At 58.7% G+C, this 15,963-nt stretch carries 17 protein-coding genes; 6 read left to right on the plus strand and 11 right to left on the minus strand.

Annotated elements, in window-relative coordinates:
• The first annotated feature begins 21 nt into the window (after nucleotides 1–21).
• Complete coding sequence (locus ACNKU7_RS14770; protein WP_418297766.1) at nucleotides 22–549, plus strand: J domain-containing protein; 528 nt, start codon at nucleotides 22–24, stop codon at nucleotides 547–549.
• Nucleotides 550–559: 10 nt separating this feature from the next.
• Here the strand turns inward: ACNKU7_RS14770 and ACNKU7_RS14775 are convergent, their stop codons facing one another.
• Genes ACNKU7_RS14775 through ACNKU7_RS14785 form a run of 3 tightly spaced genes read right to left on the minus strand, consistent with a single transcriptional unit; the run spans nucleotide 560 to nucleotide 2,334 of the window.
• Nucleotides 560–1,333, minus strand: a complete 774-nt coding sequence (locus tag ACNKU7_RS14775) for a methyltransferase (protein WP_418297767.1) — start codon at nucleotides 1,331–1,333, stop codon at nucleotides 560–562.
• The gene (locus ACNKU7_RS14780; RefSeq protein ID WP_418297768.1) at nucleotides 1,330–1,629 is read right to left on the minus strand and encodes a nucleotide pyrophosphohydrolase; all 300 of its coding nucleotides are present in this window, start codon (nucleotides 1,627–1,629) and stop codon (nucleotides 1,330–1,332) included. Before ACNKU7_RS14780 ends, ACNKU7_RS14775 begins: the two co-directional genes overlap by 4 nt.
• Nucleotides 1,630–2,334 carry a DUF599 domain-containing protein gene (locus ACNKU7_RS14785; protein ID WP_418297844.1) on the minus strand — a complete coding sequence of 235 codons (705 nt, stop codon included), beginning with the start codon at nucleotides 2,332–2,334 and terminating at the stop codon, nucleotides 1,630–1,632. It lies immediately after the preceding gene.
• 288 nt (nucleotides 2,335–2,622) lie between these two features.
• Here ACNKU7_RS14785 and ACNKU7_RS14790 point away from each other — a divergent pair, with 288 nt between their 5' ends.
• The 4 genes from ACNKU7_RS14790 to ACNKU7_RS14805 all read left to right on the plus strand — a co-directional run bounded on the left by ACNKU7_RS14790 (nucleotide 2,623) and on the right by ACNKU7_RS14805 (nucleotide 8,950).
• Nucleotides 2,623–5,544, plus strand: a complete 2,922-nt coding sequence (locus ACNKU7_RS14790) for an insulinase family protein (RefSeq protein WP_418297769.1) — start codon at nucleotides 2,623–2,625, stop codon at nucleotides 5,542–5,544.
• Nucleotides 5,545–5,553: 9 nt separating this feature from the next.
• The gene (cmoA, locus tag ACNKU7_RS14795) at nucleotides 5,554–6,294 is read left to right on the plus strand and encodes a carboxy-S-adenosyl-L-methionine synthase CmoA (RefSeq protein ID WP_418297770.1); all 741 of its coding nucleotides are present in this window, start codon (nucleotides 5,554–5,556) and stop codon (nucleotides 6,292–6,294) included.
• Between the two features lie 14 nt (nucleotides 6,295–6,308).
• A complete protein-coding gene (gene cmoB, locus ACNKU7_RS14800; RefSeq protein ID WP_418297771.1) occupies nucleotides 6,309–7,286 on the plus strand; it encodes a tRNA 5-methoxyuridine(34)/uridine 5-oxyacetic acid(34) synthase CmoB in 978 nt (325 codons plus the stop codon).
• Between the two features lie 278 nt (nucleotides 7,287–7,564).
• A complete protein-coding gene (locus ACNKU7_RS14805; protein ID WP_418297772.1) occupies nucleotides 7,565–8,950 on the plus strand; it encodes an L-serine ammonia-lyase in 1,386 nt (461 codons plus the stop codon).
• Between the two features lie 17 nt (nucleotides 8,951–8,967).
• Here ACNKU7_RS14805 and ACNKU7_RS14810 read toward each other — a convergent pair whose 3' ends face one another.
• From ACNKU7_RS14810 to ACNKU7_RS14845, 8 genes are all read right to left on the minus strand, one after another.
• On the minus strand, nucleotides 8,968–9,765 hold the full coding sequence (locus tag ACNKU7_RS14810) for a class I SAM-dependent methyltransferase (protein WP_418297773.1): 798 nt from the start codon (nucleotides 9,763–9,765) through the stop codon (nucleotides 8,968–8,970).
• Between the two features lie 29 nt (nucleotides 9,766–9,794).
• The gene (locus ACNKU7_RS14815) at nucleotides 9,795–10,163 is read right to left on the minus strand and encodes a SpoIIAA family protein (protein ID WP_418297774.1); all 369 of its coding nucleotides are present in this window, start codon (nucleotides 10,161–10,163) and stop codon (nucleotides 9,795–9,797) included.
• A 98-nt stretch (nucleotides 10,164–10,261) separates the two neighbouring features.
• Complete coding sequence (locus tag ACNKU7_RS14820) at nucleotides 10,262–10,675, minus strand: hypothetical protein (protein WP_418297775.1); 414 nt, start codon at nucleotides 10,673–10,675, stop codon at nucleotides 10,262–10,264.
• A 334-nt stretch (nucleotides 10,676–11,009) separates the two neighbouring features.
• Nucleotides 11,010–11,525 (minus strand): hypothetical protein, encoded by a 516-nt coding sequence (locus tag ACNKU7_RS14825; protein ID WP_418297776.1) that lies wholly within the window; start codon nucleotides 11,523–11,525, stop codon nucleotides 11,010–11,012.
• Between the two features lie 118 nt (nucleotides 11,526–11,643).
• Nucleotides 11,644–12,294 carry a YiaD family glycine zipper/OmpA-like lipoprotein gene (locus ACNKU7_RS14830; RefSeq protein WP_418297777.1) on the minus strand — a complete coding sequence of 217 codons (651 nt, stop codon included), beginning with the start codon at nucleotides 12,292–12,294 and terminating at the stop codon, nucleotides 11,644–11,646.
• A gap of 799 nt (nucleotides 12,295–13,093) precedes the next feature.
• Nucleotides 13,094–13,321, minus strand: a complete 228-nt coding sequence (locus ACNKU7_RS14835; RefSeq protein ID WP_418297778.1) for a SlyX family protein — start codon at nucleotides 13,319–13,321, stop codon at nucleotides 13,094–13,096.
• A gap of 16 nt (nucleotides 13,322–13,337) precedes the next feature.
• Nucleotides 13,338–14,483 carry a serine hydrolase domain-containing protein gene (locus tag ACNKU7_RS14840; RefSeq protein ID WP_418297779.1) on the minus strand — a complete coding sequence of 382 codons (1,146 nt, stop codon included), beginning with the start codon at nucleotides 14,481–14,483 and terminating at the stop codon, nucleotides 13,338–13,340.
• An 88-nt stretch (nucleotides 14,484–14,571) separates the two neighbouring features.
• The gene (locus ACNKU7_RS14845; protein WP_418297780.1) at nucleotides 14,572–15,405 is read right to left on the minus strand and encodes an ion transporter; all 834 of its coding nucleotides are present in this window, start codon (nucleotides 15,403–15,405) and stop codon (nucleotides 14,572–14,574) included.
• Nucleotides 15,406–15,634: 229 nt separating this feature from the next.
• Here ACNKU7_RS14845 and yciH point away from each other — a divergent pair, with 229 nt between their 5' ends.
• A complete protein-coding gene (yciH, locus tag ACNKU7_RS14850; protein ID WP_418297781.1) occupies nucleotides 15,635–15,958 on the plus strand; it encodes a stress response translation initiation inhibitor YciH in 324 nt (107 codons plus the stop codon).
• The last annotated feature ends 5 nt before the right edge of the window (nucleotides 15,959–15,963 follow it).

The raw sequence follows: 15,963 nt of genomic DNA on the forward strand, positions 1-15,963 counted from the left end.
TCCCATTGAGAGGAAGCACATTTGGGTCGCCTTATCCTGCTGGTCGCGGTCGGTATCTTCGCCTGGCTTGCACTGCAAAAATTTAAAGCCACGCCGCCGCCCCAGCGCCGCAAGCTGATTCTGCAATGGACACTGATCGCACTGGCACTGGCGGCGGTGGTTCTGGCCATCAGCGGACGCTTGCACTGGGTCGGTGCCGCCATTGCCGTGGTGCTGCCACTCGCCAACCGGGCCTGGCGATTATTCGGCCGCCACCTTCCCTGGATAGCCCCGCTGATTGCCAAGCGGGCCCAGGCAAAGCAACAGAAACAACAAACGGAACAACAGGAGCGCGGTGAACAAGGCAGGCAACCGCCGCGCCAACCACCGCTCACCGTGGAGGAAGCGCGGCAGATCCTGAGCGTATCAGCCAACGCCAGCCGCGAAGATATCATCGGTGCACACCGCAGACTGATCCAGAAATTCCACCCGGATCGCGGAGGTAACGATTACCTCGCCTCGCGCATCAATGCCGCCAAGGAATTGCTGCTGAAGCAGTTTTCCGATTAGGGCGCCGCGCTCATTTCCGCACCAGCAGGTGCACATAGCGCGCCAGCTGCCGATAGGGATCGATGCGGGAATACTCCAGCTCTTTTTCGACGATCGCCGCAGCTGGCAGTTTGTCGCGCATCTCCGGCGTCATGAAATCGTGAAAGCAGCGGATACCGCTGTGGGCAATGATGGAAAGCCCCGCCTGGGCCACCCAGTCCATCACGTCTTCGGGCAGTAAAGGGTTGCTGGGTGTCAGGCTTCCCGGGTGTCCACCCCAGTACCCGGATGTCCTGTTGCGATCCAGCTGGCGCAGGCTGCCACGCTGCAACAGCCGGAACTCCAGGGCGCGCCGATTGTAAAACGTCAGTGACAGGTAGCCACCAGGGCGTAAACTCTCGGCGAGGTGCTGGATCGCCGCTGCGGGCTGTTCCAGCCACTCCAGTACGGCATGGCAGAGCAGCAGGTCTGCCGGGGGAATCGACTCGTCACCGGCCAGTGATTGCAGGGAACGCTGCAACAGCGTCACCTGCGACTCCAGCTGACGAGCCACCACCTGTTCTCGTGCCAGTTCGAGCATGGAGGCAGAAATGTCAGCCAGCCATACCCGATGCCCGGCCGCGGCAAGATCGAGCGCAAACTGCCCCTGGCCGCCGCCGGCATCAACCACCGCCAGCGCCTGATCGGTTTGCAGCAGCGGAGCCAGATCCCGGTTCAGAACCGCGAGGCGAATATCCCCTTTCAGGCCACCATAGATCCGCTTCCGGAACCGGTGCGCCAGATCGTCAAAGTTTCGATCACTCATCGGCGGCTGTTTTCCGCTATCTTGGCGTGCACAGCCTGCTCCAGATCCACACCCAGGGTCGCCGCCAGCTTGATCAGGTACATCTGCACATCCGCCAGCTCGGCCGCGACCTCATCTCCCTGTTCGGAGTCCATCAGCGCGCAAATTTCCTCATCGCTGCGCCACTGCAAATGCCGGTGCAACTCTGCCACCTCAACCCCAAGAGCCATCGCCAGGTTCTTCGGCGTGTGCAACGCCTGCCAGCCTTTCTGTTCAGCCCGCGTATCGAAGGCGCGCTGGATTTCCCGGATATCCAATTATTTGTCCCGCTGCTGATCCAGTGAGCGCCCCTCCGCCGCAAGAATCACCTGCAGCGTACGGGAACGGAATTCGCGCATATAGAGTACCCAGATCACCAGCAGGTAACCCAGGGTGAACAGCGCCGGATGGAGGAACCACCCCATTACCGCCATCGCAAAGTAAAACGAGCGCAGTCCATAGTTGTAGCTGTGCCCGGCCTGGTCGATCACTTTGGCAGCACTGATCGCATAGCGGCGGCGATCCTCCCGGCTGACCTCCTCTTCATCGACCGCCGGCGCAGCCCCAAGGAGCACATTCGCAAACGAGTACTGGCGAAGGGACCAGGTGAAGTTAAAAAAGGCAAAGATGAAGATCAGGATCAGGACCATCACTTTCATCTCAAACTGGGCAACGGTGGTGGTCTGGGCAAACGGCAGGCTGCTCAGCACCTCAACCGCCGCCGTGTTGGACGAAAGCGCAGTGACCAGACCCGCGAGAATCAGGATGCTGGTAGAGGCAAAGAAGCCGATGACCCGCTCGAGGTTGCCGAGGATGGCAGCGTCCGGCATGCGCATATCGCGCTCCAGCATACGCAGCATCCACTCAACCCGGTACCACTGCATGGATGAGGCAAGGCACCAGGCGGTTTTTGCCTTGCGGCGGGCAAATACCGTGTAGCCCGCCCAGGTGAGGCAAAAGCCAACAAAACTAGCAATATCCATCCAGGTCAACGCGGTTCCCCCGTTCGTCTACATTTAAAGCGGAAATTCTTTGGCGATTCTGTGGCCGCGACAACTTTGAATAAGGCGGTGGCACAAGATTTACCCGGCGCGGGCGCGACAAGTGTCGCACCGGTGGCGCAAGTGTCAACACTCTCCTGTCAACCCTGTCTTTTCGTTGCCGCGGAGCGCTAAAATGGCCGCCGAATTTGCCCGGCTGCCGTGCACCGCGAAATGCAACTGGCGTCCACAGCGCCGCGGCGACCGCAACCAATTGATTGGAGCTGTCTTTTGAGCAACGTACATCCCGCGTTCGAACCCATCACCAGTGCTGAAATCGAGTCACTCGGCGTCCGGGTAGAAGAATACCGCCACCGCCGTACCGGCGCACAACACCTGCACATTGCCGCCGACAACCCCGAAAATGTCTTTCTGGTTGCCCTGCGTACCGTGCCCGAGGACTCCACCGGTGTCGCGCACATACTTGAGCATACCGCGCTTTGCGGCAGCGACAAGTACCCGGTACGCGACCCTTTCTTTATGATGATCCGGCGCTCCCTGAACACGTTCATGAACGCCTTCACCAGCTCGGACTGGACCGCGTACCCGTTCGCCAGCCAGAACCGCAAGGATTTCGACAACCTGCTGGACGTCTACCTCGACGCGGTATTTTTCGCCCGCCTGGATCCGCTGGATTTTGCCCAGGAAGGCCATCGCCTCGAATTTGCCGAGCCCGACAACCCCGACAGCGAGCTGGTATTCAAGGGCGTGGTCTTCAATGAAATGAAGGGCGCCATGAGCTCCGTCACCTCGCGCCTGTGGCAAACACTGAGCAAGTACCTGTTCCCCACCACCACCTATCACTACAACTCCGGTGGCGAACCCGCGGACATCCCGGATCTCACCTATGAGCAACTGGTGAATTTTTACCGCAGCCATTACCACCCCAGTAATGCCATCTTCATGACCTTCGGCGATATCGATGCCGCCGAACACCAGGCGGTATTCGAGGAAAAGGCGCTGCACAAGTTTGACCAGCTGCACAAGACCATCGCTGTCGGGCGGGAAAAGACCTACCTGTCTCCGGTGCGGGTGGAAGAAAAGTACCCGCTGCCGGCGGAAGAACCGCAGGACGAAAAGACCCACATCGTACTCGGCTGGCTGCTGGGCGACGTCACCGACCTGGAGCAGGCCCTGACTGCGCACCTCCTGTCCGGTGTGCTGCTCGACAACAGTGCATCGCCACTGATGCGCCTGCTGGAAACCACCGATCTCGGCCAGTCTCCGTCGCCACTGTGCGGACTGGACGACTCGCAGCGGGAACTGGTCTTCGTGTGTGGCATTGAAGGCAGCGAGCGCGAGCGCGCCGACGAACTGGAGCAAGCGGTTCTGAAGGTGCTTGAGGACGTGGCGGAAAATGGCGTGCCCTATGAACAGGTGTCTGCCGCACTGCACCAACTGGAACTCCAGCAGCGGGAAATCGGTGGCGATGGCTACCCCTATGGCCTGCAGCTGATCCTCACCGCCCTGACCGGTGCCACCCATCGCGGCGATGCCATCGGCCTGCTGAATATCGACAGCGCCCTGGAAAAGCTGCGTGAACAGATCAAGGATCCGAAGTTCATCGCCAATGCCGCACGCACGCTGCTGCTGGACAACCAGCACCGGGTGCGTCTGGTGATGACCCCGGATACCGAACTGTCTGCCCGCAGTGAACAGGCCGAGAAAGCGCGCCTCGCCCAGATTAAGGCGTCGCTTACTGACGGCGAGAAGCAGCAGATCGTGCAGACCGCGAAAGCGCTCGCCGAGCGCCAGCAGCGCAAAGACGACGAGTCGATTTTGCCGAAAGTCGGCGTCGAGGATATCCCACCGGAACTGCCAAAAGTGGAAGGTGAGGAAGTCAGTATCGGTGGCGACCACACACAGAAGGTTTCCCGCTACAGCGCCGGCACCAACGGCCTGGTATACCAGCAGCTGGTTGCCACCCTCCCGGAGTTTACCGATGAAGAGCGCCTGCTAGTCCCCTACTACTGCCAGTCCCTGTGCGAACTGGGCCTGGGCGACAAAGACTACCTGCAAGTGCAGCAGTGGCAGGCAGCCGTCGCCGGCTCCATTCACGGCTTCACCAGCCACCGCACCGAGCTCAGCAATCTGGACAGCCAGTCCGGCCATTTCATCCTGTCCGGCAAGGCCCTGTCCGCCAATCAGGCCGCGCTCACCGAGCTGATGCAGGCCACCATGGAGCAGGTTCGCTTTGACGAACTCCCCCGCATCAAGGAGCTGCTGTTGCAGACCCTGGCGCGCCGCGAGCAGTCGGTTGTTGGAAGTGGCCACGCGCTGGCCATGGCCGCCGCCAGTGCCGGCTTCAACCGCGCCGCCGCCGATGGCCATGAATCCGGCGGCTTGCAGGGACTGCGGCAGCTGAAGGCACTGGTGCGCTCCCTCGACAGCAATGAAGGCCTCGAGGCACTCGCCGGAAAATTTGCCGCGATCCACCAGAAGATTGCCAACGCAGAACGCCAGTTCCTGCTGGTGGGCGAGGACGACAAGCTGGACGGCTTTACCTCGGCGCTGCAGCCACTGGTGAATACCGGCACTGTGGCGGCGGCTGGCGCCGAAGCGCCATTCAATGCGCACAAAGTGATGGAAATGTGGGTCGCCAACAGCCAGGTAAATTTCTGCGCCAAGGCCTACCCCACCGTGCCCATGAGTCACGCAGACGCACCGGCGCTGGCGGTGCTGGGCGGCTTCCTGCGCAATGGCTACCTGCACCGGACCATTCGCGAACAGGGTGGTGCCTACGGCGGCGGTGCGAGCCACGATGTGAACATCGGCGCGTTCCGCTTCTACTCCTACCGCGATCCGCGCATGGCGGAAACCCTGAAGGACTTCGACGACTCCATCGACTGGCTGCTGAGTAACAAGCACGAGGAATCCCAGGTCGAGGAAGCCATCCTCGGCGTCGTCGGCGGAATGGATAAACCGGGCTCCCCCGCGGGTGAAGCCAAGAAAGCGTTCCACTCGGCGCTGTATGGCCGCACCCACGAAGTGCGCCAGGCATTCCGGCGCAAAGTTACGGAAGTGACCCTGGAAGACCTGCAACGGGTTGGCAAAACCTACCTGCAGGCCGACAAGGCGAGCACCGCCGTGGTCACTGGCAGCCAGGGCCGGGAAGCTGGCCTGGCCCTCGACCTGCACGAAGAGAAGCTCTGAGAAATTCCTGTGAGCAAGAAAGACGATATTTACGCAAATCCATTGGGTGAAGTCGCTGGATTCACGTTCGACCAGTCTGTGGTCGACGTGTTTCCAGACATGATCCAGCGCTCGGTACCCGGTTACACCACCATCGTGGCTATGATCGGCACCCTGGCCGAGCGTTTTGCCCAGGCGGGCAGCCGCTGTTACGACCTCGGCTGTTCACTGGGCGCAGCAACCCTTGCCATGCGGCACCGCATCCCGGCGGCGGATTGCGAGATCATCGCCGTGGACAACTCCCAGGCGATGATCGACCGCGCCCGCACCGTGCTCGCTGCAGACAGCGGGCAACTGCCGGTGCAGCTGGTGTGTGACAACCTGCAAAACGTCCCGGTCGAAGACGCCTCCGTGGTGGTGCTGAATTTCACCCTTCAGTTCATTGCCACCGAGGAACGCCAGCAGATCCTGCAGAAAATTTACGACGGCCTGCGCCCCGGCGGCGTTCTGATCCTGTCGGAAAAAGTCGCCTTTTCCGACACCGACCATCAGGAACTGATGATCGACCTGCACCACGCGTTCAAGGCCGCCAATGGCTACAGCGCGCTGGAAATCGCACAGAAGCGCAGCGCACTGGAGAATGTCCTGATCCCGGAAACCCTGTTTGACCACCGCGAACGGCTCAAGTCCGTAGGCTTCAACAGTGTGGATGTATGGTTCCAGTGCTTTAACTTTGCCTCCATTATCGCCATCAAACAGCGCGACAGCTGAGCAGTATTTCGCCAATGATCGACTACACCCAGCTCTATGCCGGCCTGCAGCATATCCCTGCACTGCGCCCCTGGCTGACCTCCCTGCCCCAACAGATTGCCGAAGGACTCGCCCCCCAGCGCTGGGGCGACTTGCCGGACTGGCAGGCTGCCCTCGATGGCCTGCCGGATATCACGCCATCATCGGTGAACTACCGCGACGAGGTTCGCGCCGGCAGCGCTGATGACGCAACGCCCGAACAGCTCGCGCAGCTGGAAACCCAACTGCGCAAGCTGCACCCCTGGCGCAAGGGCCCATGGACGGTGTTCGATATTTTTATCGACACCGAGTGGCGCTCGGACTGGAAGTGGGATCGGGTTGCCCCGCACTTGGAATCACTGCAGAACAGGCTGGTACTGGATGTCGGCTGCGGCAGCGGCTATCACTGCTGGCGACAGTTTGGTGCGGGCGCCCGGCGCGTAATCGGTATTGATCCATCAGCAAAATTTGTCGCGCAGTTTTACGCGATGAAAAAATACCTCGGCATGGATCTGCCCGTTGATGTTTTGCCGGTTGGAATTGAGGCGCTCCCCCCGAGACTCCAGGCATTCGATACAACCCTTTCGATGGGCGTGCTCTACCACCGCCGTTCCCCGCTCGATCACTTGCGGGAGCTGCGCGACACCCTGCGTCCAGGCGGACAACTTGTTCTGGAAACCCTGGTCATCGAGGGCGGTCCCGGCGAATGCCTGGTGCCGGAAGACCGCTATGCGAAAATGCGCAATGTATGGTTTTTCCCAACGACCGCGACACTGGAAAGCTGGCTGCGAAAATCGGGCTTTGCGGATGTGCGCACGGTGGACGTGGATAAAACCTCACTGCAGGAACAGCGCCGCACTGACTGGATGACGTTTGAGTCCCTGGTGGATTTTCTGGATCCCAACGATCACAGCAAAACTGTAGAGGGCCACCCCGCCCCGCTGCGCGCCACGCTGGTGGCCACAGCGAGCTGACTCAAACTCGCATAATATTCGCAATATTCTCTCTGTACGCCGGGCAACGTGTAGTCGTTTGTTACACCAGGCTCGGCTACTACCAAATAATATCTCGAATTATCTCCCGCGGCTTGCATGGTCTTCCCGCATCAGCGAAGTTGTCGCCCGCGCGCGTCATGCCCCACAACAATGCCTCTGACGCCCGCAACCACTACAGAAAACTACACTTAGTGCAGCGGGCGCACTTCTCGTGCCGCCCACACAAGCTGCCATTGGCGGGAAAACACAGCGATTCTATGAGTATCAGCATTTTCGAGCTGTTCAAGATTGGTATCGGACCATCCAGCTCTCACACCGTAGGCCCGATGGTCGCGGCCAATCAATTTGTCACCGACCTGGGAGCACGCGGGGAGCTTGCGCAGACCAGCCGCGTGGAAGTGCACCTCTACGGCTCCCTGGCATTGACCGGGGTGGGCCACGGTACCGATATGGCTGTTCTGATGGGACTGGAAGGCCAGGCCCCCGACACGATCGCGGTAGACAGCATTGACCAGCGCCTGGCAACCATCGAACGCGAGCAATCCCTGTGCCTGGCGGGTGACCACAACATCCACTTCGAGCGCGAGCAGGATCTGCTGTTCCATATGGAAGAATTCCTGCCGCAACACTCGAATGGCATGACCTGCCGTGCCTTTGCCGGCGATACCCTGCTGTTTGAGCGCAGTTACTTCTCAATAGGTGGCGGCTTTGTGCTTTCCGAAGAGGACTTCAAGCACAAGGAAGAAATCGCCACCATATTGCCCTATGACTTCGGCTCCGCCCAGGAAATGATGGATATCTGTGAACGTGAGGGCTGGACCATTGCCGAGCTGGCAATGACCAATGAGAAAGCCCTGCGCAGCGAGCAGGAAGTCAAAGACGGCCTCTGGAAAATCTGGGAGGTCATGGAGGCCTCCATCGAGCGCGGCTGCCACCAGAAAGGCGTACTGCCCGGCGGGCTTGGCGTGCGCCGGCGCGCGGAAGAGCACTACCGGGAACTGAGCAAGCAGACCGATGAAGAGCGCCGCCAGGGCCTCGCCATCCTCGACTGGGTCAGCCTGTTTGCGCTGGCCGTCAACGAAGAGAATGCCGCCCGCGGTCGCATTGTTACTGCCCCCACCAATGGCGCTGCCGGCGTAATTCCGGCCACCATCGCGTATTACGTGCGGTTCGTGCACGACCCGGAAGTTCACGGCGACCTGAAAGACCAGGTGGTGAAATTCATGCTTACGGCGGGCGCGGTAGGCATGCTGTTCAAGAAGAATGCCTCCATTTCCGCCGCGGAAGTGGGCTGCCAGGGTGAAATTGGTGTTGCCTGCTCCATGGCGTCGGCGGGACTCGCCGCGGTTCAGGGCGGTTCAAACCAGCAGATCGAAAACGCCGCGGAGATCGGCATGGAGCACAACCTGGGGTTGACCTGCGATCCGATCGGGGGCCTGGTGCAGGTACCGTGCATTGAGCGCAACACCATGGGCGCGGTAAAGGCCATCAATGCGGCCCGGCTGGCACTGCGCGGCACCGGTGCGCATATTGTGCCCCTGGACAGCGTGATCGAAACCATGCGCCAGACCGGCATCGACATGCAGAGCAAATACAAAGAGACGTCACTGGGCGGCCTGGCGGTAAACGCCGTCAACTGCTGATATACGTCTTCTGAAGGTCATCCCGGCACCCCGTGCCGGGTATAGATATCGAAGCGACCGGACTTGCCCTCCAGCGACAGGTTCGGTTTTTCCTCTGCCAAAAATGGCGCCAGACGCGGCCGTTTGACTACCGTGCGGTAATAACAGGCAGCGCGCGCAGGCGCCAAAAGTCCATTTGCATCCTCATCGCTTCCCACCAACTGGTGAAAGGCCGCCATTTCTTTTTTCACTTTGGCGCTCTTTTCCCGGCTTGGGAACATGGGATCCAGAAACACCACCGGCAGGGATTCCTGTGGCTGCGCCGCCAACCAGGCCTGCGCACTGTCCACCCGGTCTTCCAGAATCATCCGGCTGGCAATCAAGGCCAACTCCGGATCCGTTGCTGCCGCTTCCTGCAGCCGTTTCACGCCGTCGGCCAGCAATGCGTACACCACCGGATTACGCTCCAGCAGGCGCACCTCACAGCCAACCGATGCCAGCACAAACGCATCCCGGCCGAGGCCTGCCGTTGCATCCAGAACCTGCGGGTAAAAGCCACCGCGCACACCAACGGCCTTGGCGATCTGCTGCCCCTTGCCCCCGCCATACTTGCGCCGGTGGGCCGCTGCACCGGTAACAAAATCCACCAGCACCGGGCCCGGTGCTTTACGTCCGGTCTCGCGCAATTGCAGCGCTGGCCCAAACTCCAGCACAAATGAAAAATCTTCAACAAACTTTGCAGGCTGGTTGCCCAGGAATGGCAATTGAAGTTCCGATGCCAGCGCCTCAGCGCCCGCACAAAAACCATCTTCCGCTGCAATGACGGCGAGTTCCATTTGGGGTCATCCGCTAAAAAGCGCTGAATTTAACCGGGATGGGTAAGCCAATCCAGTGCCTGGGTCATTTCATTGCCGCGAAATGGGCGCACTTCTGCGGCCACAAAGTGGTTTAGCAGCTGTGGCATCAGGGTAAGCAGGGTGTTATCGGAAAGGATGGCAATCTTGTGCAGGTGCCGATGCTCATTGCGGGCAAACACGCAGTGAGACACCAGTGAGACAAAGCTCCGTAACCCTGCATTGTGCCGGGCGTCGATCAGCAGTCCCGACAAGCCGCCCTGCTGACTGATTACCGGATCGACCTGCGCAGCCAGCGCGCGGAACTCAGCCGGTTTCAGATCAGCAACCGGGCGAATCTCCAGGATGTCGTGATTGTGATGCCAACAGTGTTCAATCATGGCTTACGGAACGCTTTACCCCCCTTCAATAAGCTTAGAAAAGAAACTGTAAACAAAAAGGCCGCGAACGAGTCGCGGCCTTTTTACGTCATGGGAATTTACTGAGGTTCGTCTTCGGTGGCGGGCTCATCACCCTTGAGCTTGTCGAGGGCATCCTCCGCGGCATCTTTGGTGGCCTCACCGGCATCCTCTATGGCATCACCGGCTTTTTTCGCCGCATCTTCGACCGCATCACCTGCAGCCTCTGCAGCTTCCTTGGATTCGTCGATTATGCGTTCGGTAGTAGTCGGTGGCTCATCGGTAATAACTGGCGCGGTATCGTCATCCGGCATAGAGGAGTCAGACCCCGTATCCGGTGGTGTGGTCGTGTCTGGCGTGGTGCTGTCCATGCTCTCGCTCTTCGGTTGCTCGAGCTTGTCGTAATCGTCGTCGACCGTGCGATCTGCCTTCTGCGACATGAAGTAACCGATGATGAGCAGCAAAATAATCAGTGGCAACAGTAATTTTTTCATATGCCCTAGGACCCCTGGTGGTTGAGAGTGTACGTTTGGAGCAGATCACCCGCGTACGCTGTTCACGTACGAGATGCCTGTGGCAAGCCGGGCGCCGCCGGCTTGAAGCCGCATCGCTCCGACCTCCCGGCAGGAGCCACAGCGTTCTTCTCGACAAGGGATTATGCGGAAGAAGTCTGCGCCATTACTGATAAGAATAATCTCCAATTGCCACACTTCAAGGAACTATATTCCGGATATTCAGTGTTTTTGGTTGTATCAGAACCTTATTATATTTTTTTTAGTTCTATCGAAGCGATGGAGGCTTGCAACGGGCCGGAAAGCTGCACTGGCGCTAAAGCTTTTCGCGTTCAGCCGACACGCCTTCCCCATGGAAATATACGAGCAGCGAAGCGGCCTCAGTGCCAGATAAAATGCTGTCGCAGCTGTCGACCAGCAAGCGACCTTCGGTATCGGTTGTGGCAAAAATCAGATACCGACTGCCCTTTTCCAGCTTGTCCTGACAGGCATCGAGCGTTACCCGAAACGCCAGCAGCTTTCCGGCCTCACCCTTGTAGATCGCCTGAGTTTTGGCGGAGTACACATAGCCGAGAATCGCCGTCATTCCCGGCTCGGATAACGCGTTGTCAATAACGCGATGGATGGTGGTGACCAGCACCTGCGCAACCACATCTGCCTGCTCAAATTGCCGCGCAAGCGCACCGTCGTCGATGCGGTACCCGGCACGCGGCGAATTTTCTGACGCCCCGACAATGCGTGCGGCCCCGGAAACCGGCACCGCCGCCGACTCAGGGATTTCGGACGTATAGGCTAGTGGCGCTCGCAACATGACTCCAATCAGCAATGTCACCAACACTGATCGAGCGGTGATCGATACTCCCGGACTTCCTGCTGGTCGCAAACTAAGCATCGTCTTCCCCTGACGTTTTCACCAATAAAAAAGGGCGCCGAGGCGCCCTTCTATATTGCTACTGCAGCGGCAGCAGTTCCAGTTCTACCCGGCGATTTGCCTGGCGACCGGCGTCATTGTCATTGGAAGCGATCGGATAACGCTCACCGTAACCAACCGCCTGAACGCGACCGGCAGCAACGCCGCGGGTAGCAAAGAAGTCAGCAACAGATTGTGCGCGGCGCTCGGACAGTGTCTGGTTGGTAACGTCAGAACCAGTGCTGTCGGTGTGGCCGCTCACGCGAATCGCGGTTTTATCGAATTCCTTGAGTACCAGTACCACGGAATCCAGTGTGTCATAGAAGTCGGTACGGATTTCGTAACGGCTGGTCGCAAAGGTGATGTTGCCCGGCATGATCAGGCGAATATTGTCACCCTCACGCTGAACGCGAACCCCGGTTCCTTCCAGGCGCTGGCGCAGAGCCATCTCCTGGCGATCCATGTAGTAACCGATGCCACCACCGATGGCTGCGCCACCGAGAGCACCAGTAATAGCACCTTTCTTGCGATCGCTCTTACTCGCGGTTGCCGCACCGATAATGGCGCCAGCAACAGCACCAGCACCTGCACCCTTGGCGGCATTGCTGGTTTTGCTTTCCTGGGTGTATGGATCCAGTGTGGTACAACCCACCAGTGAACCCAGTGCAAGAATGGCTACCCATTTTTTCATTGAAGCTTCTCCTAACGCTTTTACTAATGTTGGGTGAGAATTCGGCCCGCCCCATTTGATCCATTGGAAGCACCAAACGGGGTCGATGTATGCAGTATTGCTACCGGTTCCTGACTGGTAGCTGAACCACATCCGCCATGGTCGGGAAGACTATGCGGAAAGCGGGATCAGGTCTACCGCCTAATCCGCAAATTTGGCACTGCAGTAAAAACTAAGTGAGCGGGCGTGTAAAAACAGGCTATCAATTCCGGTATGGGGGTTTTGCACCACATAACAACACACTGCCTGTCCCAGAAGACACCAAGGTAAAAAGTGCACTAAAAGGGGCTGTGCCCGTGTGTAATGGGTTCGTCCACAAGTTCTGTGGATAACTTTGTGCATGAAGTGAGAAAAGTCTGCGCCGAAGCCCGATTTCATTGCCCCCCAGCAAATTGATTAAATTTTGATCGCATCATTTTTTTCTTTTAAAATCAAAGGGTTATAGGATTTCTTTCTCGCCGCGTACCAATTTTATTTCCCGCATCGAGCGAAAAAAAATACGCCGCTTAAATGTGGAAAAAAACTTGTCAAGGCTTGACTTGAAGTGCAGAAAAAAAAATTTACCCGGACATCGGACAGATAAATCCACCTCTCAGGGTAAATGGGGGCAACGTGATTGGTGTTGGTGGTCAGGAAACATGTGCGGAAGGAAACTTGCGCCGACTTATCCCCAACTCCGCTTGCGACGGATACGGGCTCTGGCGGCGCACCAGGCACTATTTTGGCGCGGCGCCCCCAGTTAATCGGGGCGCCTGGAGATTCAATAATGCGGCGGTTTCTCGTCCGCCGGCTTCAGCCCTTTCTGCATTTCGTAAGACAAATCCTGATACCTGGTCGTCATTTCCCGCAGGCGGGAGACCAGCAGGCGGATCTGCGCGTCCTGGGCGGCAATCTGGTCATTCAATTGCGCCAGGGTATCCTCCTGAAATGCCACGCGGCTCTCCAGCTCATCCACCCGCGCAACCAGTACGTGATCAATCTCAGACACAATTCCTACCTCTTGTTCAAATAAGGCGGTAGAGACATTCCACCAACCCAATGGCCCGCTGATCCATAAACAGGCTCTGCCCCATACGGGAAGTGACATAGCCGAAGCCAATACCACTATCCGGATCGCCAAAGCCGATACTGCCACCGGCACCGGGGTGGCCAAACCCAGCCGCGCTGCCAAAATGCAAATCTCTTGCCGCGCCCGAAAGGATAAAGCCGCAACCAAATGCCACTTCCGCCTGAAGTATCCTGTCCTGTGCCCTGCTTTGCTCGGTCGTAGCTTCACGCAGCACTTCCCGGGGCAACAATGCAGGAGCCTCGGCGGCGAGATCCCCATAAACAGTCGCGAGATCCCGCGCACTGAAGTGCCCGTTAGCCGCCGGGATCAGGGCACCGCGCCACTCCTCACCATTCGTGCCCATCATCAGGGTCACCGGATTGGTAAATGCCGTGGCTACCGGCCCTTTGCGATCCTCTTTGATCGAGCGGCCGATGGCGTTATCGCGCAATTCCGGCAATGGCTTTTTCAGCGGCCCCACGTCCGCTATGGCACGGGATCGATGCCCGACCGCGCCAAAACCGCCGTCCAGCTGCAGCGGCTCAGCCAACATACGGCGATAGAGAGTCATCAAGGGGACACCGCTCGCTTTCTCGATCAAGCCGCCCAGTGTCCAACCGTACAAAAATGGCGCGTAGCCCTGCTCGGTGCCGGGCTGCCACCAGGGTTCGGTCGCCGCAACCTTGTCCAATGCAGCAGGCCAGTCGTAGATCAAGCTGTCGGGCACGCGCTCGCGAAATGCAATCGTGCCTGCGCGGTGGCACAGCAGCTGGCGCCCGGTGATTTCCTGCTTCCCCGCCGCGCCAAATTCGGGCCAGTAGTACGCGACCGGTTTATCCAAATCCAGGCTACCCGCCGCCACCTGTTGCAGGGCCAGAAGCGCCAGCACGCCTTTCGAAGACGAGAATACGTTGACCAGTGTCTCTTCAGCGAACGCCCGCTCTCCCGCGCGATCTTCCGCGCCAGCCCACAGGGAAGCGACCACCTCTCCATGCTGGACTGCGCAGAAAGCGGCACCGACATCCCCGTGATCGCGAAAGTTGGTGGCGAACACGTCAAATAGCGCCTCGAACCCGGGCGCGCAGTATCCGTTAATGTCCATGGAATATGACTACCTGTAGCTGGACTGGGTTAGCAATGGGCGGCAAGGGTAATGACTTCACTGCACCAGCGCAAACCCTTCACCAGGCTCACTCGGGCGGGGTCGGCTCAAAGTCTTCGAGCTTGTAGCCACAGTACTTGCAGTATTCGGAATCGGCATCGTGCCCGGCGCGGCCGCAGTTGTGGCAGCGCGCAAGAGTCTTCTCTCGCCCGAGTTCATGGGCGAGCTCTGCGGTTACGATGCCGGTAGGCACCGCGATGATGGAATAGCCGATCAACATCGTCATCGAGGCAATCGTCTGGCCGAGCGGCGTATGAGGCGTTATATCCCCAAAACCGACGGTGGTAATCGTGACGATGGTCCAATAGATGCTCTTTGGGATACTGGTAAACCCGTGCTTTGGCCCTTCCACCAGGAACATGATGGATCCGAAAATGATGCAGACCACCAGTACACTGGAGTAAAACACCAGTATCTTGCGCCGCGCCTGCCACAAAGACCGCATCAGCAGGTTTGCGTCACTCAGATAGCGCACCAGCTTCAGCACCCGGAAAATACGCAACACACGCAACAGGCGGATGACCATCAGATAGCTGGCACCGGTAAAGATCAGCGCGAGGTAGCTGGGAAGAATGGCCAGCAGGTCAACGATGCCATAAAAGCTGAAAATGTAAGATCTTCGTTCCCGCGCACAGTAGATCCGCGTCAGATACTCGACAGTGAACAGAAACGTAAAGAACCATTCCAGCGCGAAGAATGCCTCGCCATAGCGAACCGACAGGTTCTCAATCGACGCCAGCATTACCAGAACGACGCTCAGCAAAATCGTCCAGATCAAAAAAACGTCGAAGTTTCGCCCCGCCGGGGTATCGGTGCCGAAGATGATCTCGTTCAGTCGCTTTCTGGTGCCCGTCAATGCCATGCAGCCGTTCCCTGATTTGGTTGCGCCTCAGCCCGCGGTTGGTCGCCGGCCGCGTAAAAGCGGCATCATATACCGCCGAGGGGCAAATGGTGACATTCTAGCTGACCGCCGCCTTTTCCAGCACACCCGGGTTACAGCCCATACTGGGCTGGGCGATTCGTTAACAGCCGGCACAGATTCCGCTATCCTTGCGCCCCGCCGTAAACACAATCGATGTTCAGGACTCAGTATGAGCGACAAAAACCGCCTTGTTTATTCCACCGACCGCGGACGTATCAAGGATGAGCCCAAAACGGAAACCCGCCACAAGGGCGATGGCATTGTGCGGATTCAGCGTGAAACCAAGGGACGCAAGGGCAAGGGTGTAACCTGTGTTCGGGGTCTCGAAGGCACCGATGGCGAACTGAAACTGATTCTCGCCGAGCTCAAGAAACGCTGCGGTTGCGGGGGCACCCTGAAAGACGGGGTCATTGAGATCCAGGGCGATAAGCGCGACGAAATCAAGGCCGCACTGGAAGCGAAAAACCTGAAGGTGAAGCTGGCTGGCGGCTGACCCCA

This window comes from Microbulbifer weihaiensis, from assembly GCF_048323715.1.
GTDB lineage: Bacteria > Pseudomonadota > Gammaproteobacteria > Pseudomonadales > Cellvibrionaceae > Microbulbifer.